We start from the raw sequence: 15,632 nt of genomic DNA, 5'->3' as shown, positions 1-15,632 counted from the left end.
GGCCCGGACCTCAGGACGTGGTGGCGCAGCGGTTCAGCGCGTCGGTCCACATGCGGGCGATCATGCCGGCCATCGGGCGGCGTTGCAGCAGGTAGAGCAGCGGGCGCTGCAACGGGCGGGCGTCGGTGTAGGTCCACGCGGCCTGGACGTGACTGCCTCCGCCCGGGGCCGGGCTGATGCGCACCTCGCCGTCACCGCCGCCGCCGTAACTGCTCTCCTCGACCGTCCAGCGGATGACGGACGGGGTGGACCAGTCGTAGCGGACCACCACCCAGAACGGCGAACCCGGGGTGCTCTCACGAGCCACCGCCCAGGCGTCGCCCTGAGCGCGCACCTCGTACCTCCTGGGGTCCAGGGTGCGGCTCCAGATCCTCAGCCGCCGGTCGCTGAAGTCGGTGAATGCCGACCACACCTGCTCCGGTGTGGCTGTCGTGTCGACGTCGAATCGCACCGTCTCATCGGAGCACGGGCGCTGCCGGAGGTCCAGGAGCGACACCGAACGGGTTGTCGATCACGTAGCGCCACGTGCCGTCGGGGCCGCGGCGGGCCACGTCGGTCGCTGTGCCCTCGATGTGGATGCCGGTGCCGTCCGGGCCCGTACCCTCGATCGCCCAGTCGACGATCAGCAACGCGATGTCGCCGGCCGTGTAGACGTGCCTCGGGCGCACCCGGATCGGCAGGCCCAGAGCCTGGAACCGTTCGTTCGCCGCCGACCGTTCCATGCCGGTCACCGGGCTTCCCGGCTGCGGCCCCTGCTCATCGAGCTCTACCGGACCGGGCAACGCCTACAGCAGGCCCGCCGGGTCTGAGCCGAAAAAGCCTCGAAGACGTTCGGCGTACGGCCGGCGCTCCTCGGCGGTCACGAACTCGGGATACGCGCTCGACATGTACAGCTCGTCGCCGGGGTAACGAGGGAACACGTGCACGTGATAGTGCCACACGTCCTGGTAGCCGGCAGGCTCGTTGTGCTGGCGCACCGACGTGCCGTCACAGCCGTACGTGGTGCGGATCCCGATCGCGACCTCACGGACCAGATCGTGGACCGCGTGGCCGTACTCCGGAGGAAGGTCGTAGATGTTCTCGTGATGGGCGTTGGGGATCACCAGCACGTGACCGTGATTGTTCGGCCACCAGCGCGGTGCGACGAACGCGGTGGCCAGGTCGGTGCGGTGCACGATGTCCTGCGGGTCGCCGATGCCGCGCAGGTCGGGCAGACCGGCGACGCGACGGCAGAACGGGCACACGTAGTCGTCAGGCGCATGGTTGAACACGACGACCGAACCTACCGGCACTGTGCAAGACTGTCGTCGATGTCCGAGTTCGACCAGCTCACCGCGGCCCGGCGACGTTTTCCCGTCGGTGACCGGGTGCGTGGCCGTGTCAGTGCGCTGCCGTTCGGGGCCGGCCGGACGGGCCTCTTCGTGGATCTCGGCGCCGAGCCGGGCGGGTTCGTCGACGTGATCCACCTGCCCGACAATCCCGGCGCGTGGCCGGAGGTCGGGCGGGAGGCACTGTTCGAGGTGCTGATCCACCGGCCTGGCCAGGTGCGGCTGTATCCGCTGGACGCCGGGATGCGCTCCCGGTTCTACCGGCTGTCGCCGATGTCGGGCGAGGAGTGGGCGGCCCTGACCCGCCGCCACCCACCCGGCTCGACAGCGATCGGCACGGTCTCCGACGTCACCCCGGGGGACCGGACCTACGGTGTGCGGTTCGACGACTTCCACTCGTTCGTCGAGTACGACGGTCCGCCGCCCGAAAGCGGACGGACCGGTACCTACACCATCGTCAGGCAGCTGGAGTGGACCCGGCGGATCCTGGTCGCACCCGTCCCCTGACCGGGGTCACGCCACCGCGGTCGCCTCCAGTTCGATCATCTGGCCGGGGATCGCCAGCCGGGTCACGCCGAGCATCGTGGTGGCCGGGGCCACCCCGGCCGCGCCGAGCCGGCCCGCCAGCACCCCGTAGTGCGGGAACAGCAGGTCGACGTCGGTGGTGTAGACGTTCAGCCGGACCACGTCCGCCAGCGACATGCCGGCCCCGGCCAGCACGGCCTCCAGGTTGTCTAGGCTCAACGCCAGCTGGCCGGCCATGTCCCCGTCGTGCTGGGGTTTGCCGTCGGCGTCCATCGCGGTCTGGCCGGAGCAGTACAGGGTCCGGGTGTGGCCGGAGACGACCTCACCCTGGTTGAACCCGAGTTCCACCGACCACGGCCACGGGTTGACCGCCACGCGTTGCACTGACACTTCGGGCTCCGATCGAAGGTCGAATGTTGATGTCCAGGTCAGCCTGGCCGTGAATCACGACATCCTCTGTCGTGTATTCCGATAGTGTTCGCGGATGCGCGCCGACCGGCTGGTGTCCCTGGTGCTCCTGCTGCGCCAGCGCGGCCGGCTGACCGCGGATGTGCTGGCCCGCGAGCTGGAGGTGTCGACGCGGACCGTCCTGCGGGACATCGAGGCGTTGTCCGCGGCCGGGGTCCCGGTCTACGCCGAGCGGGGCCGGCACGGCGGGTTCGCGCTGCTGCCCGGGTTCCGGACCGAGCTGACCGGCCTCAACCACGACGAGGCCCTGGCCCTGCTGACCGCCGGGTCGGGGCGCGGCGAGCAGGCGTTCGGTCTCGGAGCGGCCCTCACCTCGGCCATGCGCAAAGTCGTCGACGCCCTGCCGGAAGGCCACCGGGCCACCGCGAGCGACGCCGTCCAGCGGCTTCTCGTCGAACCGGAGACCGACCTGCTGTCGCGTCGCCCGGCCGTCGAGGAGGTGCCCGGCGCGACGATGGCCGAGGTCCGGCGGGCGGTCCTGGGCGGGCGGCGGCTGCGGATCCACTACGCGGCCACCGGCGAACCGGCCCGGTGGCGCACCGTCGACCCGATCGGGCTGGTCACCGTCCGCGACCGGGTCTACCTGCTGGCGACCCGGGCGGGCCAGGACCGCACGTACCGGCTGTCGCGGGTGCTGGCCGCCGAGGAGCTTCCCGAGCCCGCGCAGCGCCCGAACCTCGTGGACCTCGACCGGGCCTGGCGTGAACGCTGCGCCCGGTTCCTGTCCGACGACCACATCGCGGTACGGGTCCGCGTCGACCCGGCACGCCGCGAGGAACTGCTGGCCAGCGCCGTGGCCGTCCGCGCCGAGGAACCCTCCGCCGGCGGCCGCCTGCACCTGGAGGTGACGTTCCAGGACCTGCGGCACGCCGTGTGGGCGATGTGGCAGCTCGGCACGGCCGCCGAGGCGCTGAGCCCACCGGCCTTGCGCGCCGCCCTGCACCGGCGGGCCGCCGAACTCGCCGCCCGCTACACCGAGATGCGTTGACCCGGACCTCCCATGGACCTTGCCGTATTCGCCGACTCCGCATCACGGTCCTCGGCCCGACACCACCGGGAACGCCTCCGCCTCCTGCGTGAGTCCCGCAGTGGTGGGCAGCACGGCGATCGCCGCCGGTAGGCAGGCGGTCAGCGCGGCCAGCACCAGGAATCCGGCCGGCCAGCCGTGATGCTGCACCACGAAGCCGACGACCGGCGCCGACGTCGCGATGCCGAGCGCGCTCGCCGAGTTGATCCAGGTCATCGCCTGGGTGTAGACCTCCGCCACGGTCGCCTGCTGCAACAGGATCGAACCGGGGATCAGCACCAGCGCCACACAGCCACCGACCACCGCGTACCCGGCGAACATCAGCGGCACCGACGGTGTCAGCGCCAGGACCGCGCACCCGGCGGTGAGCACGACACCGGCGACGAGCATCACCGGCGCGGGCCGGCCCGGGGCCACGGCGCCGTAGGCCAGGCCCGCGAACAGACTGACGACCCCGGCGGCCGCGGTGATCAGGCCCGACAGCGCGCCCGCCTGATGAGCGAACGCGAACGCCGTGATCGCCACCCCGATGCCGCCGAAGAAGAAGCCCAGCGCCAGGTTCGCCGCGAACAGGCCCGCGAAACGCCGGTTCAGCAGCCGCCGGTCCATCAGCGCCCCCGGTGACGACCCGGCCGGCGGTGGCTCCGAAGCCCGGTCCGACAACAGCACGGCCATGCCCGCGACCAGCAGCGACACGGCGAGGACCAGGCCCGCCCACGGTGCCAGGACGGTACCCAGAGTGGTCACCAGGACCGGCCCGGCCAGGAACACCACGTCGTTGACCGCGCCCTCCATCGACAGCGCCCGGGCCAGGACGCCGTCCGCGTCTCCCGGGGCGACCTTGCGCCAGCGAGCCGCGGACAGGGCTCCGGCCGGCGGTACGGTCGCGCCGACGACCGCGGACAGCACGACCGCCGACATCCCCGGCCATGCGAAGGAGCAGGCCACGATCAGCAGCAGACCGGCGGCGGCGAACAGCGCGGTCACCGCGGGCATCACCCGGCGCTGGCCGTGGCGGTCGACCAGACGTGCGACCTGCGGCCCGGCCAGCGCGTCCGCGACAGCGAAGGCACCGGTCGCGACCCCGGCCGTCCCGAACGACCCGGATGATCCCTGCACGGCCCAGAACACGGCCAGCCCGGACGTCGCCACCCCGAGACGGGCGACGGCGGCGGCGAAGAAGAAACGGCGCCCGAGAGAAAGGGCATGACGAAAAGAAGAACGACCTGTACGCAAGATGAGCTCCAGCGGCGAACCGCCAGACAGGTCGGACTGGGACGTCGGCTCGCACCGAGACCATAACCCACGGCCGTGCCGCCCCCGCAACCCTGCCGGCCGTAGCTGGGACACCTCAACGACCACCGTTGAGGCGTCGGGTCCGGCATCGTGGGAGGGTGCGCTTTCTCCAGTGCCAGCTCGGACATTGGGACGGGCTCCATTCCTAGACGGTCACCGTCGCCGTCGAGGCCCTGCTCACCCCGCCACGTTAGGGTGTCGCCGTGACGTCAGAGCGCGGTGGCCGGATCATCCTGCTCAACGGTGCCTCCAGCTCGGGCAAGAGCAGCATCGGCCGGGCACTGCTCCCGCTGCTGCCCGACCCGTGGTTCTTCATGCCGGTCGACGCGATCAACGCCATGCGCTCCACCGTCCACACCAGGGTGCTCGACGACACGGAGATCGCCGAGATGCTCACCAGGACCCGGGTCGGCTACCACCGCGCCGTGGCTGCGATGGCTTCGGCCGGCAACGACGTGATCATGGACTATCCGCTCAGCGAGCGGTGGCGCGTCACCGATCTGCTCGACACGCTGGCGGGGTACGACGTGACGCTCGTGGAGGTCCGGTGCTCCCCGGACGAGCTCGAACGGCGCGAACGCGAGCGCGGAGACCGCCCGATCGGGCTGGCCCGGTCCCAGACCCTTGTCTACGCACACGGCGAGTACGACATCGTCGTGGACACCACCGAGACGGGCCCCGACGAGTGCGCGAAACAGATCGCCCACCACCTGGGCACACCGCCCCAGGCGTTCGATCGGCTCCGGCGACGTCTCACCGCAGCCGGATGAGCCCGGCCCCGGTCGCCCGGAAACCGCAACTGTCGAGGTAGAACGACTCCAGGCGCGGCTCGAAGCCGACGTGCAACCACGAACAGCCGGCCGCCTGCGATGATCACGGGATGTCGATCCTCACTGACTACTTCGCGGCCGCCGGTGACGACGTCGCGGCCAGGGCGGCGGACTACGAGGAGGGCCTGATCTCCCTGTCGCCCGAGGACGTCGCCGCCGGTAAGGAGCTGTACCGGACCGACCCCGAGCAGGCGAGGATCCCGCGCGTGAAGGTGGCGCGGACCGGGCTGCTCCTCCTGCAGGGCAACAACCTGTTCCCGGACGCTCCGATGACCTGGCTGGAGGTCTTCCTCACCGGCCGCACCTTCGGCGAGGTGGCGGCCGACCCGCGGGCAGGCAACCCGGTCACCGCCACCGACCTCGAAGCCATCGTCGTCACCGTCACCGACACGCTGCGCGACGCACTGGCCGGCCTGGACGCGGACGCGATCCGGAAGACCGCCCAGCGATGGGCCACGATCGAGGAGTTCCAGGGCGCCGACCCGAGCGGCCTCGAACCCTGGCTGACCGCGTTCGCCGACCTCGCGGCCCGGGCCGTCGGCCGCTCCGAACACCTCTACTGCCGGATCGTGGTCTGAGCCACCAGACTCTCCCCGGCCGCGACGATCGCCTCCGCCGACGGCCGGGGCTCCCAGCTCAGCACCCGCCGCGCCTTCGCGTTCGAGATCTGCTTGACGTAGCCGAGCTCACCCGCGAACGCCCGCATCGACGGATTGACCAGCGCACCCAGCCGCACCACCAGGTTGGGGATGCTGCGGGTCGGCACCTTGGACGCCGCCGACCCGAGGTGCGCACGCAGGACCGCCCCGATCTCCTTCATCGACACGACCGGCCCGCTCGACAGCAGGAACCGCTCCCCGGCGGCACCGGGCGCGGTCATCGCCGCCACATGCGCCGCCGCCACATCCCGCACGTCGACGATCGGGATGTGCAGGTCCGGGAACCCGGGCATCTCCCCGGCGAGCATCCGCTGCACGATGTGGTTCGCCCCGGACACCGCCCCACCCGACACCGGGCCCATCACCGCGACCGGCAGCATCGTCGTCAGCTCCAGCCCGCTCGACGCCGCGAACTCCCACGCCGCACGCTCGGCGAGGACCTTGCTGCGCCCGTACGCGTCCATGCCCGGCCCGTCCATCACCGACCAGTCCTGCTCGGTGAACACGTGATCGGTGTGCGGATGCCCGAACCCGGCCGCATGGAACGCCGACGTCAGCACCACCCGCTTCACCCCGGCGGCAGCGGCGGCCCGCAGAACACGCAGCGTGCCCTCCCGGGCGGGGACGATCAGGTCGTCCTCGTTCGCGACATGCCCCGGCCGTACCGGCGACGCCACATGCAGCACATAGTCGCAGCCCTCGACGGCCGCCGCCCAGCCGTCGTCGGACAGCAGGTCAGCCTGCACGAACCCCGGCCGCGGGGAGCGCGCGGTCGCCCGTACCGCAAAGCCTTGATCTTGAAGAACCCGGATGCAGTGACCCGCGATGAAACCTGAACCACCGGTGACGAGAACACGCTGTGTCATGACAACCACGATCCGGCGGACGCGCACCGACAGCCAGGTCCCCAGCAGGACCCCCTCTGCGGGACCGGCGGCGGCCTACCGTGGTGCCATGCCATCGGAACTGGGCGCCTTCCTGCAGGCCCGCCGCGAACTGGTCACCCCGGGTGATGCCGGCATCCCGGTCACCGGCGTACGCCGCGTCGCCGGCCTGCGCCGCGAGGAGGTCGCGATGCTCGCCGGCATCAGCGCCGACTACTACCTGCGACTGGAACGCGGCCGGGACCTCAACCCGTCCCTCCAGGTCCTGGAATCGCTGGCCCGGGTGCTGCGTCTCGACGACGACACCCGCGCCTACCTGATCGGCCTGGCCGGCCCGAAACCGCGCCGCACGACGAGACGCAGACGCGAAACGGTGCCGCCGAGCACCGCGAAACTCGTCGCCAGCCTGCCGCTCCCCGCGTTCGTCGAGGGCCGCTGCCTCGACGTCCTCGCCGCGAACCCCCTCGCCAGAGCCCTGTCACCGCGCCTGGTCACCGGAGGCAACCGGTTGCGCGACGTCTTCCTCGACCCGGCCGAACAGGACCTCTTCCCCGACTGGGAACTCGCCGCCACCTACCTGGTCGCCGGCTTCCGCGAATCCGTCGGCACCGACACCGACGACCCCCGCTTCATCGAACTCGTCGGCGAACTCTCCCTCGCCAGCCCGCTCTTCCGGAGACTGTGGGCCCGCCACGACGTCCGCCCCCGCGCCGGCGCGATCATCTCCTTCCACCATCCACAGGTCGGCGAACTGACCCTCAACCGCGAGAAACTCCTGGTCAGCGGCACCGACGGCATCATGCTGGTGGTCTACCACCCGGACGCCGGAAGCGAAGCCGCCGACAAGGTCACACTGCTGGCGACATTTGCGGCAGAGTATCCGAATGACGTCGAGATTTCCCGGGCTGGTCGCCCGGACACAGGGGTTCACGCTAGGACTCGCCCGTAACCTGGTGATCACCCCGGACGGGCAGCGGGTCCTCTTCCTGCGGACCCCCGGCGGCGAGGATCTGGTCGCCAGCCTGTGGATCCTCGACGTCGCGACCGGCGAGGAACGGCTGCTGGCCGACGCGGCGGCGCTCGGCGCCGCCGACGCCGGCGAGATGTCCGAGCGCGAACGGGCGCGGCGTGAGCGGGCACGCGACAGGTCCGCGGGGATCAGCGCCTTCAACACCGACGCGGGGGTACGGACGATCGCGTTCACCCTCGACATGAGGTTGTTCGTGGCCGATGTGTCCTCCGGTGAAGTCACCGAGATAGCCGCGCGGACACCGGTCGCCGAGGCACGCATCGACCCCACCGGCCACTGGATCGCCTACGTCCACGACGACGAACTGCGGGTGATCAGCCGCGACGGCAAAGAAGACCGCCCGCTGGCCGAACCCGACGGCCCCGAGGTGACGTGGGGCCTGCCCGAACACGAGGCGTCCGAGTCGATGGACCGCTTCCAGGGCTACTGGTGGGCCCCCGACGGGCGGTCACTGGTCGCCGCCCGGGTCGACAACGCGCCCGTCCCGGTCTGGTGGATCAGCGACCCGGCCCATCCGGAGCGCCCGCCGACCGCCCTGCGCTACCCGGCCGCCGGCGCCCCCAACGCCGACGTCAGCCTGCACGTCCTCGCCCTGGACGGCTCCCGCGTCGAGATCGACTGGGACCGCAAGGCCTTCGAATACGTCACCCGGGTGACCTGGGACGCGACCGCGCTGCTGGTGACGGTCCAGAACCGCCCGCAGACCGTGATGCGGATCCTCACCGCCGACCCGGCGACCGGCCGCACCACGTTGCGCCACGAGGACACCGCCCCCGACTGGACGACGATCGTCTCCGGCCTGCCCGCCCACACCTCCTCCGGTGCCCTGCTGTGGACCGTCGAGGACGGCGACACCCGCCGCCTCACCGTCGACGGCGAAGCGGTCACCCCGCCCGGCCTGCAGATCGACAAGCTGCTGTCGATCGACGGCGACACCGTCCTGTTCAGCGCCTTCCAGGACCCGTCGTCCCGCGAACTGTGGACCTGGTCCCCGGGGCACCTGCAACGGATCACCACCGAGGACGGTCTGCACGACGGCCGGCTCCGGGGCGGCACCGCCGTCATCGACGCCCGCACGCTCGACGCCGAGACCATCACCGTCAACGGCCGCCCGATCAACAGCTTCGCCGCCGTCCCGCCGCTGAACCCGCGCCCGCACCTGCACTGGCTCGGCGAACGCCGACTGCGCACCGCGGTGCTCCTGCCGACCGGCTACACCGGCGGCACCCTGCCGGTGCTGATGGACCCCTACGGTGGCCGGGCCGCCCAGCGCGCCGTCGCCGCCCGTTCCCGTTACTGGGCGTCGCAGTGGTTCGCCGACCAGGGATTCGCCGTCGTCATCGCCGACGGCCGCGGCACCCCCGGCCGGGGACCCGCCTGGGACCGGGCCCGCGGCGACGACCATCCCGCACCGCGCCTGCAGGACCAGGTCGACGCCCTGCACGCCGCCGCCGACCTGTTCGACCTCGACCTGGAGCGGGTCGGTATCCGCGGCTGGTCGGCCGGCGGATACCTCGCGGCGCTGGCCGTCCTGCGCCGCCCCGACGTCTTCCACGCCGGCATCGCCGGAGCACCGGTCACCGACATGCACCTCTACAGTTCCCACTGGCAGGAACGCACCCTGGGCCTGCCGGCCGAGAACCCGGCGATGTACGCCCAGGCGTCCCTCATCGACGACGCCGCGGACCTGCGTCGCCCGCTGCTGCTGATCCACGGCCTCGTCGACGACAACGTCCTGCCCGTGCACACCATGAAACTGTCCGCCGCGCTGCTAGCCGCCGGCCGCCCGCACACCGTCCTGCCCCTGCCGGGCGCCTCCCACATGGGTGCGGTCGACGGCCTGTGGGAGTACGAGCTGGCCTTCCTGCGGCAGTCACTCGGCCTGTCGTAAATGCGGTGACCGTGGGGGAAGTGTGCCGGTAGCGTGCCACGGCATGAACACGACACGGCTGCGCTGGACCGACATCCCGGACTCTCTCCGGAGCCGGGCCGAGGCAGCCGTGGCCACCCCGCTGCACGAGATCTCCAGCGCGTCCGGCGGGTTCACCCCGGGCGTGGCGTCGACGGTCGCCGGTGCGTCGGGCGCCCGCTTCTTCGTCAAGGCGATCGCCCGGCACACCTCCGAGGTGTCCGCCGACTACCTGCGGGAGACGCGGGTCGCCGCGTCACTGCCCGCACGGGTGCCCACCCCACGGCTGCTGTGGTGGCACGACGACGGCGTCTGGACCGTCATGCTGTTCGAGCACGTCGACGGGCGTACCCCGGAGGTTGCTGATCTCGCCCCGGTGATGGCGGCGGTGACCGCGCTGGGGGAGACGCCCAGCCCGCCCGGCCTGCCCCGGCTCGTCGACGAGTACGACGAGGACTTCTCCGGCTGGCGTGGCATCGCCGCCGCCGGCACGTGGACCGCGGTCGTCGACGCCTACCCCGAACTCGCCGGCACCTCCGCCGGCGCGCTCGCCGCCCGGGAGAAACGCTGGCCGGACGCTGCCGACGGGACCGCGCTGGTCCACGGGGACCTGCGGCTGGACAACATGATCCTGAGCGCGGACGGCGTGCGGATCGTCGACTGGCCCAACGCGTGCACCGGCGCCGGCTGGTTCGACCTGGCGCTGATGACCCCGAGCCTCGCGATGGCCGGCGTCGACGTCGAGACGCTGATCAACGAACACCCGCTGACCAGGGCGATCGACCGGGACGACATCGACACCGTCCTCGTCGCCGGGGCCGGCCTGTTCGTCAGCCGCTCGATGCTGCCCCGGCCGCCGTCCGCACCGACCGTCCGCGACTTCCAGCGGGCCCAGGCCAAAGCCCTGCTGGCCTGGCTGGCGACCCGCAGCCCCGACATCCTCACCGATCGGACCTGACCATGCCGCTCGACCTGTACGCCCTCCGCATCGACGCCCGGGATCCCGGACGGCTCGCCGAATTCTGGGCCGCGATGCTCGGCTACCGGCGACTCGACGACCCGCACGGGGGAGTGCTGATCGGCGGTGACAGCGGGTTCCGGCTGCGGTTCGTCCCGGAGCGGGCACCGAAGACGACAGCGAACCTCATGCACTTCGACCTGACCAGCACGTCCATCGAGGACCAGGAACAGACCGTGGCCAAGGCGCTCGCGCTCGGAGCCCGGCATCTGGACATCGGACAGGGCGACGTCGATCACGTGGTCCTCGGCGATCCGGAGGGCAACGAGTTCGACGTGATCGAGCCCGGCAACAGGTTCCTCGCCGGATGCGGGTTCATCGGGGCGCTGGCCAGCGACGGGAGTCAGGCGGTCGGGTACTTCTGGGCCGAGGCGCTGGGCTGGCCGCTGGTGTGGGACGAGAACGAGGAGACCGCGATCCAATCCCCCGGCGGTGGCACCAAGATCACCTGGGGCGGCCCGCCCCTGGCACCTCGTGACGGCGGGACTCGTCTCGCGTACGACATCGGGGGCCGGGAGGAGACGCAGACCCGGCGCCTGATCGCCCTCGGCGCCACCGACCTGGGCGAAGGTCGGCTGGCCGACCCGGACGGCAACGCCTTCCGCATGCTGGCCGTGTGACCGCACCCCACCGGAAGATCGAACCCCGATTAGGATTCGCGTTCGATCATGTTGTACCGGACGGGGGCGTCTTTCTTGAATTCCGCATTGGAGCTGGCTGGACTCGTTAAACACTTCGGTCCCAAGACCGCGGTGCACGACGTGACTCTGACCGTGCCGGCCGGCTCGTTCTACGGTCTGGTCGGGCCGAACGGCGCAGGCAAGACCACCTCACTGTCGATGGCCGTCGGCCTGCTGCGGCCCGACGGCGGGCACGCCCGGATCTTCGGCACCGACGTCTGGGCCGACCCGGTCAAGGCGCGCGCCAAGGTCGGTGTCCTCCCCGACGGGCTCGCCCTGCCCGAGCGTCTCACCGGCCGTGAGCTGCTGGTCTTCCAGGGACGGCTGCGCGGCTTCGACAAGGCGACCGCCGCGAGCCGCGCCGAGGAACTGCTCGACGTCCTCGACCTGCTCGACGCCGAACGCACCCTGGTCAACGACTACTCGACCGGCATGCGCAAGAAGATCGGCCTGGCCACCGCACTGCTGCACGGCCCGCGCCTGCTCGTGCTCGACGAACCGTTCGAAGCCGTCGACCCGGTGTCGGCGCTCACCATCCGCGGCATCCTCCGCACGTTCGTCGACGGCGGCGGCTCGGTGGTGCTGTCCAGCCATGTGATGGCCCTCGTCGAACAGATCTGCGACCACGTCGGCGTCATCGACAACGGCCGCGTCGTCGCCGCCGGCACCCTCGACGACGTCCGCGGCGGCGGCACTCTCGAGGGCCGCTTCGTCGAACTCGTCGGTGCCGGCGCCGCCACCCGGAAGGCGCCGTCGTGGCTGGTGTCCTGATCGCGATGCGGTTGCGGGTGCTCGCGCACACGCTGACCGGAGCCCGCGCCGCGAGCATGATCAGCGGCGGCGTCGCCGGGCTGCTGCTCGCCGCCGCCACCGTCGCCCTGGCCGCCACCTCCCTGGCACCCGACACGGTCCGCGGTGACCTGCTCGCGATCGTCCTGGCCTGCTGGATGTTCGGGTGGATCCTCGGACCGGTCTACACCGGGGGCGGCGACGACAGCCTGCGGCCCGAACAGTTCGCCCTCCTGCCCCTGCGGCCCCTGCCATTGGCGTTCGGACTGCTCACCGCCGGATTCGTGGGCGTCGCCCCGGCGGTCAGCCTGATCGCCTTCACCGCCCTGATCGCCTACGCCACCGCTCTGGGCACGGCCGCCGTCGCCGTGTCGGTGCTCGCCGTCGCCCTCCAGCTGATCCTCGTGCTGATGCTGTCCCGGCTGGTCGTCGGCGTGCTCGCGGTCGCCGTCCGGTCCCGCACCGGCGCGATCCTCGCCGCGCTGGTCAACGCCGCCATGGCTGTCCTGCTCAACCAGTCGTGGGTGCTGATCTGGGCGGCCGTCGACTCCGAACTGCTCACCTACGGCTTCCCGCCCGGCTTCACCGCGGCCCTGCAATGGCTGCCGTCCTCGTGGGGGCTGGTCGCGATCGACGCGGCCGCCAACGGCGACTGGACCCTCGCCGTGGCCGCCGTCGCCGGCCTCGCCCTGCTCATCGGCGCGGCGCTGGCGACATGGGCACGGCTGCTGGCGCGGCGAACGACGACCCGTGCCGGTATGCAGGCCGGTCGTGGTTCGCTCCTCGACAGGTTCACGACGAACGCCGTTGTCGTGAAGGAGCTCCGTACCGGCTCGCGTGACCTGATGCGGACCCACTTCTTCTACTACTCGGTGTTCTTCGGCGCCCTCTACACGCTCGTCCCGCTGCTCATCGACTGGCCCGGGATGCTCCCGTGGACCGGCGTGATCATCGTGTCGATGGCCGCCGCCACCTCCGCCAACCTGATCGGACTCGACGGCACCGCCCTGTGGCTCGGCCTGGTCAACCCCGGCGGCGAGCAGACCGAGATCCGCGGCCGGCAGATCGCCTGGCTGCTGCGGACCGCGCCCGTCGCCGTCGTGGCCACCGTGGCCGGCACCATCGCCGCCGGCGGTGACGCGCAGACGTGGGCGTGGGCGCTGGCCCTGCTGTTCGCCTCGCTCGGTGGCGGCGCCGGGCTGATCGTCCTCGTGTCGGTGTTCGCCCTGGTCCCGGTCCTGGAACCGCGACGCCGCAGCGGCAACCCACTCGAAGCCGGGCCGATCTTCGGGCAGGTCATCGGCACGCTGTTGCTGGTCTGCCTGACCACCGTTCCCGCCGTGGCCGTGGCCTGGGCCGGCACCAGCCTCGACCGGCCACTGCTCACCTGGGCCGCGGTCCCGGTCGCGCTCGTCACCGGTGTCTGGCTGACCCTGTGGGGTGGGCGCGCCGCCGCGGCACGCCTGAGCGCCACCGGCCCGGAACTGCTGGCCACCATGCGGTCCGGGGGAACGGTGACCGCCACCGTCGTCCGGGCCGACGCCGTCAAACTACCGCCACGGCTGTCCGCCCTGGTCACCACCATGTGGATCGTCTGCTGGATCCCGCTGTTCCCGCAGGGCATCATCCCGCTGTGGATGATCCTGACCGGCAGCGAGAACCGGCTGTGGTTCCTCGCCCTGCACCTGTCCGACCCGTGGCGCGTCCCCGTCGCCGTCGCGTTCACCCTGCTCGGCCTGGCGATGCTGGCCGTCGGGACCGTCATCCCGCTGCGCTACCGGCGAGCCCCGGCATGACGTTCTCCCTCACCACACCGCCCCTGTTCGCGGCCCTCGCACCGGCCCGCCGGGTCCTGATCGCCGGAGCTGGCGGCGGCTTCGACGTCTACGCCGGACTGCCCCTGGCCCTCGCCCTGCGCGACAACGGCGTCGAGGTGCACCTGGCCAGCCTGTCCTTCTCCCAGCTGGAACTCATCGACCAGGAGTCGTGGGCCGAACGCAACGTCGCCGCCGTCACCCCCGGCACGGCCAGCCCCGACTGGTACTTCCCGGAACGCACCCTGGCCCGCTGGCTCGCCGCCCACGACATGCCGTCCACCGTGTACGCGTTCCCGCCCCTCGGAGTCCCGGCACTGCGGGAGGCGTACCGCTTCCTCGTCGAGCGCCACGACATCGACGCCATAGTGCTGGTCGACGGCGGCACCGACATCCTGATGCGCGGCGACGAACACGCCCTCGGCACCCCCGTCGAGGACATCACCAGCGTCGCCGCCGTCACCGCCCTCGACGTGCCGATCAAACTCGTCACCTGCCTCGGCTTCGGCATCGACGCCTACCACGGTGTCAACCACGTGCAGGTCCTGGAGAACCTCGCCGCCCTCGACCGGGAAGGCGGCTACCTGGGTGCCCTGTCGATCCCGCGGGACAGCCGCGAGGCCACCCTCTACCGGGAGGCGGTCGCCGACGCGCAGGCCGCGACCCCGGACCGCCCGAGCATCGTCAACGGGCAGATCGCGGCCGCGGTCGGTGGCGCCTTCGGCGACGTCCAGTTCACCCGCCGCACCAGCGGCAGCACCCTGTTCGTGAACCCGCTGATGGCCGTCTACTTCACCGTCGACCTGGACAAACTGGCCGCCCGCTGCCTCTACCTGGACCGGATCGAGAACACCGTCAGCCGCCGCCAGGTGATCAGCCGCATTGAGACGTTCCGCAACGAGCTCCCGACGACCCGGATCCCGCGCGCCTACCCCCACTGAGCTCCCACCACGCCTGAATCGAGGAACCGATGTCCCGCTCGCCGCGCATCCTGTCGATAGCCTGGGGTCGCATGGAGGTGGAGGGCCTCGGCGTGGGTAAGGACTTCAAGGTCTACCCCGGCGGTGGCCGCCCGTGGGACTGGTCCGAAACCGGCACCCGGCACAGTCCCGGCATCCAGCCCGGCGACGTCGAGGAGCTCCTGACTCAGGGCGCCACGCACGTCGTGCTGTCGCGCGGCATGCAACTGCAGCTCCAGGTCGACCCGCGCACGCACACCCTGCTGACCGAGCGGGGGATCACCGTCCACGTGGCGGAGACCACCGAGGCGGTCGAGATCTACAACGACCTTGCCGCCAGCGGTGCCGCCGTCGCGGGCCTGTTCCACTCGACCTGCTGAACGATCGCCGGGGGTGGCCGGTGGGCGGGAACCACC

At 71.5% G+C, this 15,632-nt stretch carries 17 protein-coding genes and 1 pseudogene; 12 read left to right on the top strand and 6 right to left on the bottom strand.

Translation table 11 applies throughout. From position 1 onward, the window contains the following. Window positions 1-10 precede the first annotated feature (10 nt). The 3 genes and pseudogenes from ACFO0C_RS00765 to ACFO0C_RS00755 all read right to left on the bottom strand — a co-directional run bounded on the left by ACFO0C_RS00765 (window position 11) and on the right by ACFO0C_RS00755 (window position 1,271). Window positions 11-451, bottom strand: a complete 441-nt coding sequence (locus ACFO0C_RS00765; RefSeq protein WP_378064453.1) for an SRPBCC family protein — start codon at window positions 449-451, stop codon at window positions 11-13. Window positions 452-455: 4 nt separating this feature from the next. Then, window positions 456-743, bottom strand: a pseudogene (locus ACFO0C_RS00760) (YybH family protein); the annotation flags it as partial. Window positions 744-785: 42 nt separating this feature from the next. After that, window positions 786-1,271, bottom strand: a complete 486-nt coding sequence (locus tag ACFO0C_RS00755) for an HIT family protein (RefSeq protein ID WP_378064452.1) — start codon at window positions 1,269-1,271, stop codon at window positions 786-788. 39 nt (window positions 1,272-1,310) lie between these two features. Here ACFO0C_RS00755 and ACFO0C_RS00750 point away from each other — a divergent pair, with 39 nt between their 5' ends. After that, window positions 1,311-1,835, top strand: coding sequence for a hypothetical protein (locus tag ACFO0C_RS00750; protein WP_378064451.1), 525 nt, complete (start codon window positions 1,311-1,313; stop codon window positions 1,833-1,835). Between the two features lie 6 nt (window positions 1,836-1,841). On the opposite strand, the gene ACFO0C_RS00745 is transcribed toward ACFO0C_RS00750, so the two are convergent. Beyond that, window positions 1,842-2,243 (bottom strand): RidA family protein, encoded by a 402-nt coding sequence (locus tag ACFO0C_RS00745; RefSeq protein WP_449190569.1) that lies wholly within the window; start codon window positions 2,241-2,243, stop codon window positions 1,842-1,844. Window positions 2,244-2,337: 94 nt separating this feature from the next. Here ACFO0C_RS00745 and ACFO0C_RS00740 point away from each other — a divergent pair, with 94 nt between their 5' ends. Beyond that, on the top strand, window positions 2,338-3,309 hold the full coding sequence (locus ACFO0C_RS00740) for a helix-turn-helix transcriptional regulator (protein WP_378064450.1): 972 nt from the start codon (window positions 2,338-2,340) through the stop codon (window positions 3,307-3,309). A gap of 42 nt (window positions 3,310-3,351) precedes the next feature. Here ACFO0C_RS00740 and ACFO0C_RS00735 read toward each other — a convergent pair whose 3' ends face one another. After that, complete coding sequence (locus tag ACFO0C_RS00735; RefSeq protein ID WP_378064449.1) at window positions 3,352-4,584, bottom strand: MFS transporter; 1,233 nt, start codon at window positions 4,582-4,584, stop codon at window positions 3,352-3,354. A 263-nt stretch (window positions 4,585-4,847) separates the two neighbouring features. On the opposite strand from ACFO0C_RS00735, the gene ACFO0C_RS00730 reads away from it, so the two are divergent. Both ACFO0C_RS00730 and ACFO0C_RS00725 read left to right on the top strand, forming a co-directional pair. Then, window positions 4,848-5,414, top strand: coding sequence for a chloramphenicol phosphotransferase CPT family protein (locus ACFO0C_RS00730; protein WP_378064448.1), 567 nt, complete (start codon window positions 4,848-4,850; stop codon window positions 5,412-5,414). Between the two features lie 110 nt (window positions 5,415-5,524). After that, complete coding sequence (locus tag ACFO0C_RS00725) at window positions 5,525-6,052, top strand: hypothetical protein (protein WP_378064447.1); 528 nt, start codon at window positions 5,525-5,527, stop codon at window positions 6,050-6,052. On the opposite strand, the gene ACFO0C_RS00720 is transcribed toward ACFO0C_RS00725, so the two are convergent. After that, on the bottom strand, window positions 6,031-6,999 hold the full coding sequence (locus ACFO0C_RS00720; protein WP_378064446.1) for an NAD-dependent epimerase/dehydratase family protein: 969 nt from the start codon (window positions 6,997-6,999) through the stop codon (window positions 6,031-6,033). The two genes, ACFO0C_RS00725 and ACFO0C_RS00720, sit on opposite strands and share 22 nt — an antisense overlap. 88 nt (window positions 7,000-7,087) lie before the next feature. Between ACFO0C_RS00720 and ACFO0C_RS00715 the strand changes: the two genes are divergently transcribed. From ACFO0C_RS00715 to ACFO0C_RS00680, 8 genes are read left to right on the top strand one after another with little or no spacing between them, the layout of a single operon-like run. Then, a complete protein-coding gene (locus ACFO0C_RS00715) occupies window positions 7,088-7,966 on the top strand; it encodes a helix-turn-helix transcriptional regulator (protein WP_378064445.1) in 879 nt (292 codons plus the stop codon). Continuing rightward, on the top strand, window positions 7,902-9,938 hold the full coding sequence (locus tag ACFO0C_RS00710) for a S9 family peptidase (RefSeq protein WP_378064444.1): 2,037 nt from the start codon (window positions 7,902-7,904) through the stop codon (window positions 9,936-9,938). Before ACFO0C_RS00715 ends, ACFO0C_RS00710 begins: the two co-directional genes overlap by 65 nt. Window positions 9,939-9,981: 43 nt before the next feature. Further along, window positions 9,982-10,914, top strand: coding sequence for a phosphotransferase family protein (locus ACFO0C_RS00705; RefSeq protein WP_378064443.1), 933 nt, complete (start codon window positions 9,982-9,984; stop codon window positions 10,912-10,914). Window positions 10,915-10,916: 2 nt separating this feature from the next. Beyond that, window positions 10,917-11,594 (top strand): VOC family protein, encoded by a 678-nt coding sequence (locus ACFO0C_RS00700; protein ID WP_378064442.1) that lies wholly within the window; start codon window positions 10,917-10,919, stop codon window positions 11,592-11,594. A gap of 48 nt (window positions 11,595-11,642) precedes the next feature. Beyond that, entirely contained in the window at window positions 11,643-12,425 is a 783-nt protein-coding gene (locus ACFO0C_RS00695) for an ABC transporter ATP-binding protein (RefSeq protein ID WP_378064441.1), read from the top strand. Further along, the gene (locus ACFO0C_RS00690) at window positions 12,410-14,239 is read left to right on the top strand and encodes a hypothetical protein (RefSeq protein ID WP_378064440.1); all 1,830 of its coding nucleotides are present in this window, start codon (window positions 12,410-12,412) and stop codon (window positions 14,237-14,239) included. The genes ACFO0C_RS00695 and ACFO0C_RS00690 overlap by 16 nt, the downstream gene beginning before the upstream one ends. After that, complete coding sequence (locus tag ACFO0C_RS00685) at window positions 14,236-15,198, top strand: DUF1152 domain-containing protein (RefSeq protein ID WP_378064439.1); 963 nt, start codon at window positions 14,236-14,238, stop codon at window positions 15,196-15,198. Before ACFO0C_RS00690 ends, ACFO0C_RS00685 begins: the two co-directional genes overlap by 4 nt. A gap of 29 nt (window positions 15,199-15,227) precedes the next feature. Next, window positions 15,228-15,596 (top strand): Mth938-like domain-containing protein, encoded by a 369-nt coding sequence (locus ACFO0C_RS00680; protein WP_378064438.1) that lies wholly within the window; start codon window positions 15,228-15,230, stop codon window positions 15,594-15,596. Window positions 15,597-15,632: the final 36 nt, after the last annotated feature.

This window comes from Actinoplanes subglobosus (assembly GCF_042650585.1).
Lineage (GTDB): Bacteria > Actinomycetota > Actinomycetes > Mycobacteriales > Micromonosporaceae > Actinoplanes > Actinoplanes subglobosus.
This window is presented reverse-complemented; position numbering and strand designations above follow the sequence as displayed.

What these genes read in the sequence shown, in the direction of transcription:
- ACFO0C_RS00705 (WP_378064443.1), top strand. Translation starts at nt 9,982, where the DNA reads ATGAACACGACACGGCTGCGCTGGACCGACATCCCGGACTCTCTCCGG.
- ACFO0C_RS00700 (WP_378064442.1), top strand. Translation starts at nt 10,917, where the DNA reads ATGCCGCTCGACCTGTACGCCCTCCGCATCGACGCCCGGGATCCCGGA.
- ACFO0C_RS00715 (WP_378064445.1), top strand. Translation starts at nt 7,088, where the DNA reads ATGCCATCGGAACTGGGCGCCTTCCTGCAGGCCCGCCGCGAACTGGTC.
- ACFO0C_RS00710 (WP_378064444.1), top strand. Translation starts at nt 7,902, where the DNA reads ATGACGTCGAGATTTCCCGGGCTGGTCGCCCGGACACAGGGGTTCACG.
- ACFO0C_RS00740 (WP_378064450.1), top strand. Translation starts at nt 2,338, where the DNA reads ATGCGCGCCGACCGGCTGGTGTCCCTGGTGCTCCTGCTGCGCCAGCGC.
- ACFO0C_RS00680 (WP_378064438.1), top strand. Translation starts at nt 15,228, where the DNA reads ATGTCCCGCTCGCCGCGCATCCTGTCGATAGCCTGGGGTCGCATGGAG.
- ACFO0C_RS00750 (WP_378064451.1), top strand. Translation starts at nt 1,311, where the DNA reads ATGTCCGAGTTCGACCAGCTCACCGCGGCCCGGCGACGTTTTCCCGTC.
- ACFO0C_RS00695 (WP_378064441.1), top strand. Translation starts at nt 11,643, where the DNA reads ATGTTGTACCGGACGGGGGCGTCTTTCTTGAATTCCGCATTGGAGCTG.
- ACFO0C_RS00685 (WP_378064439.1), top strand. Translation starts at nt 14,236, where the DNA reads ATGACGTTCTCCCTCACCACACCGCCCCTGTTCGCGGCCCTCGCACCG.
- ACFO0C_RS00725 (WP_378064447.1), top strand. Translation starts at nt 5,525, where the DNA reads ATGTCGATCCTCACTGACTACTTCGCGGCCGCCGGTGACGACGTCGCG.
- ACFO0C_RS00720 (WP_378064446.1), bottom strand. Translation starts at nt 6,999, where the DNA reads ATGACACAGCGTGTTCTCGTCACCGGTGGTTCAGGTTTCATCGCGGGT.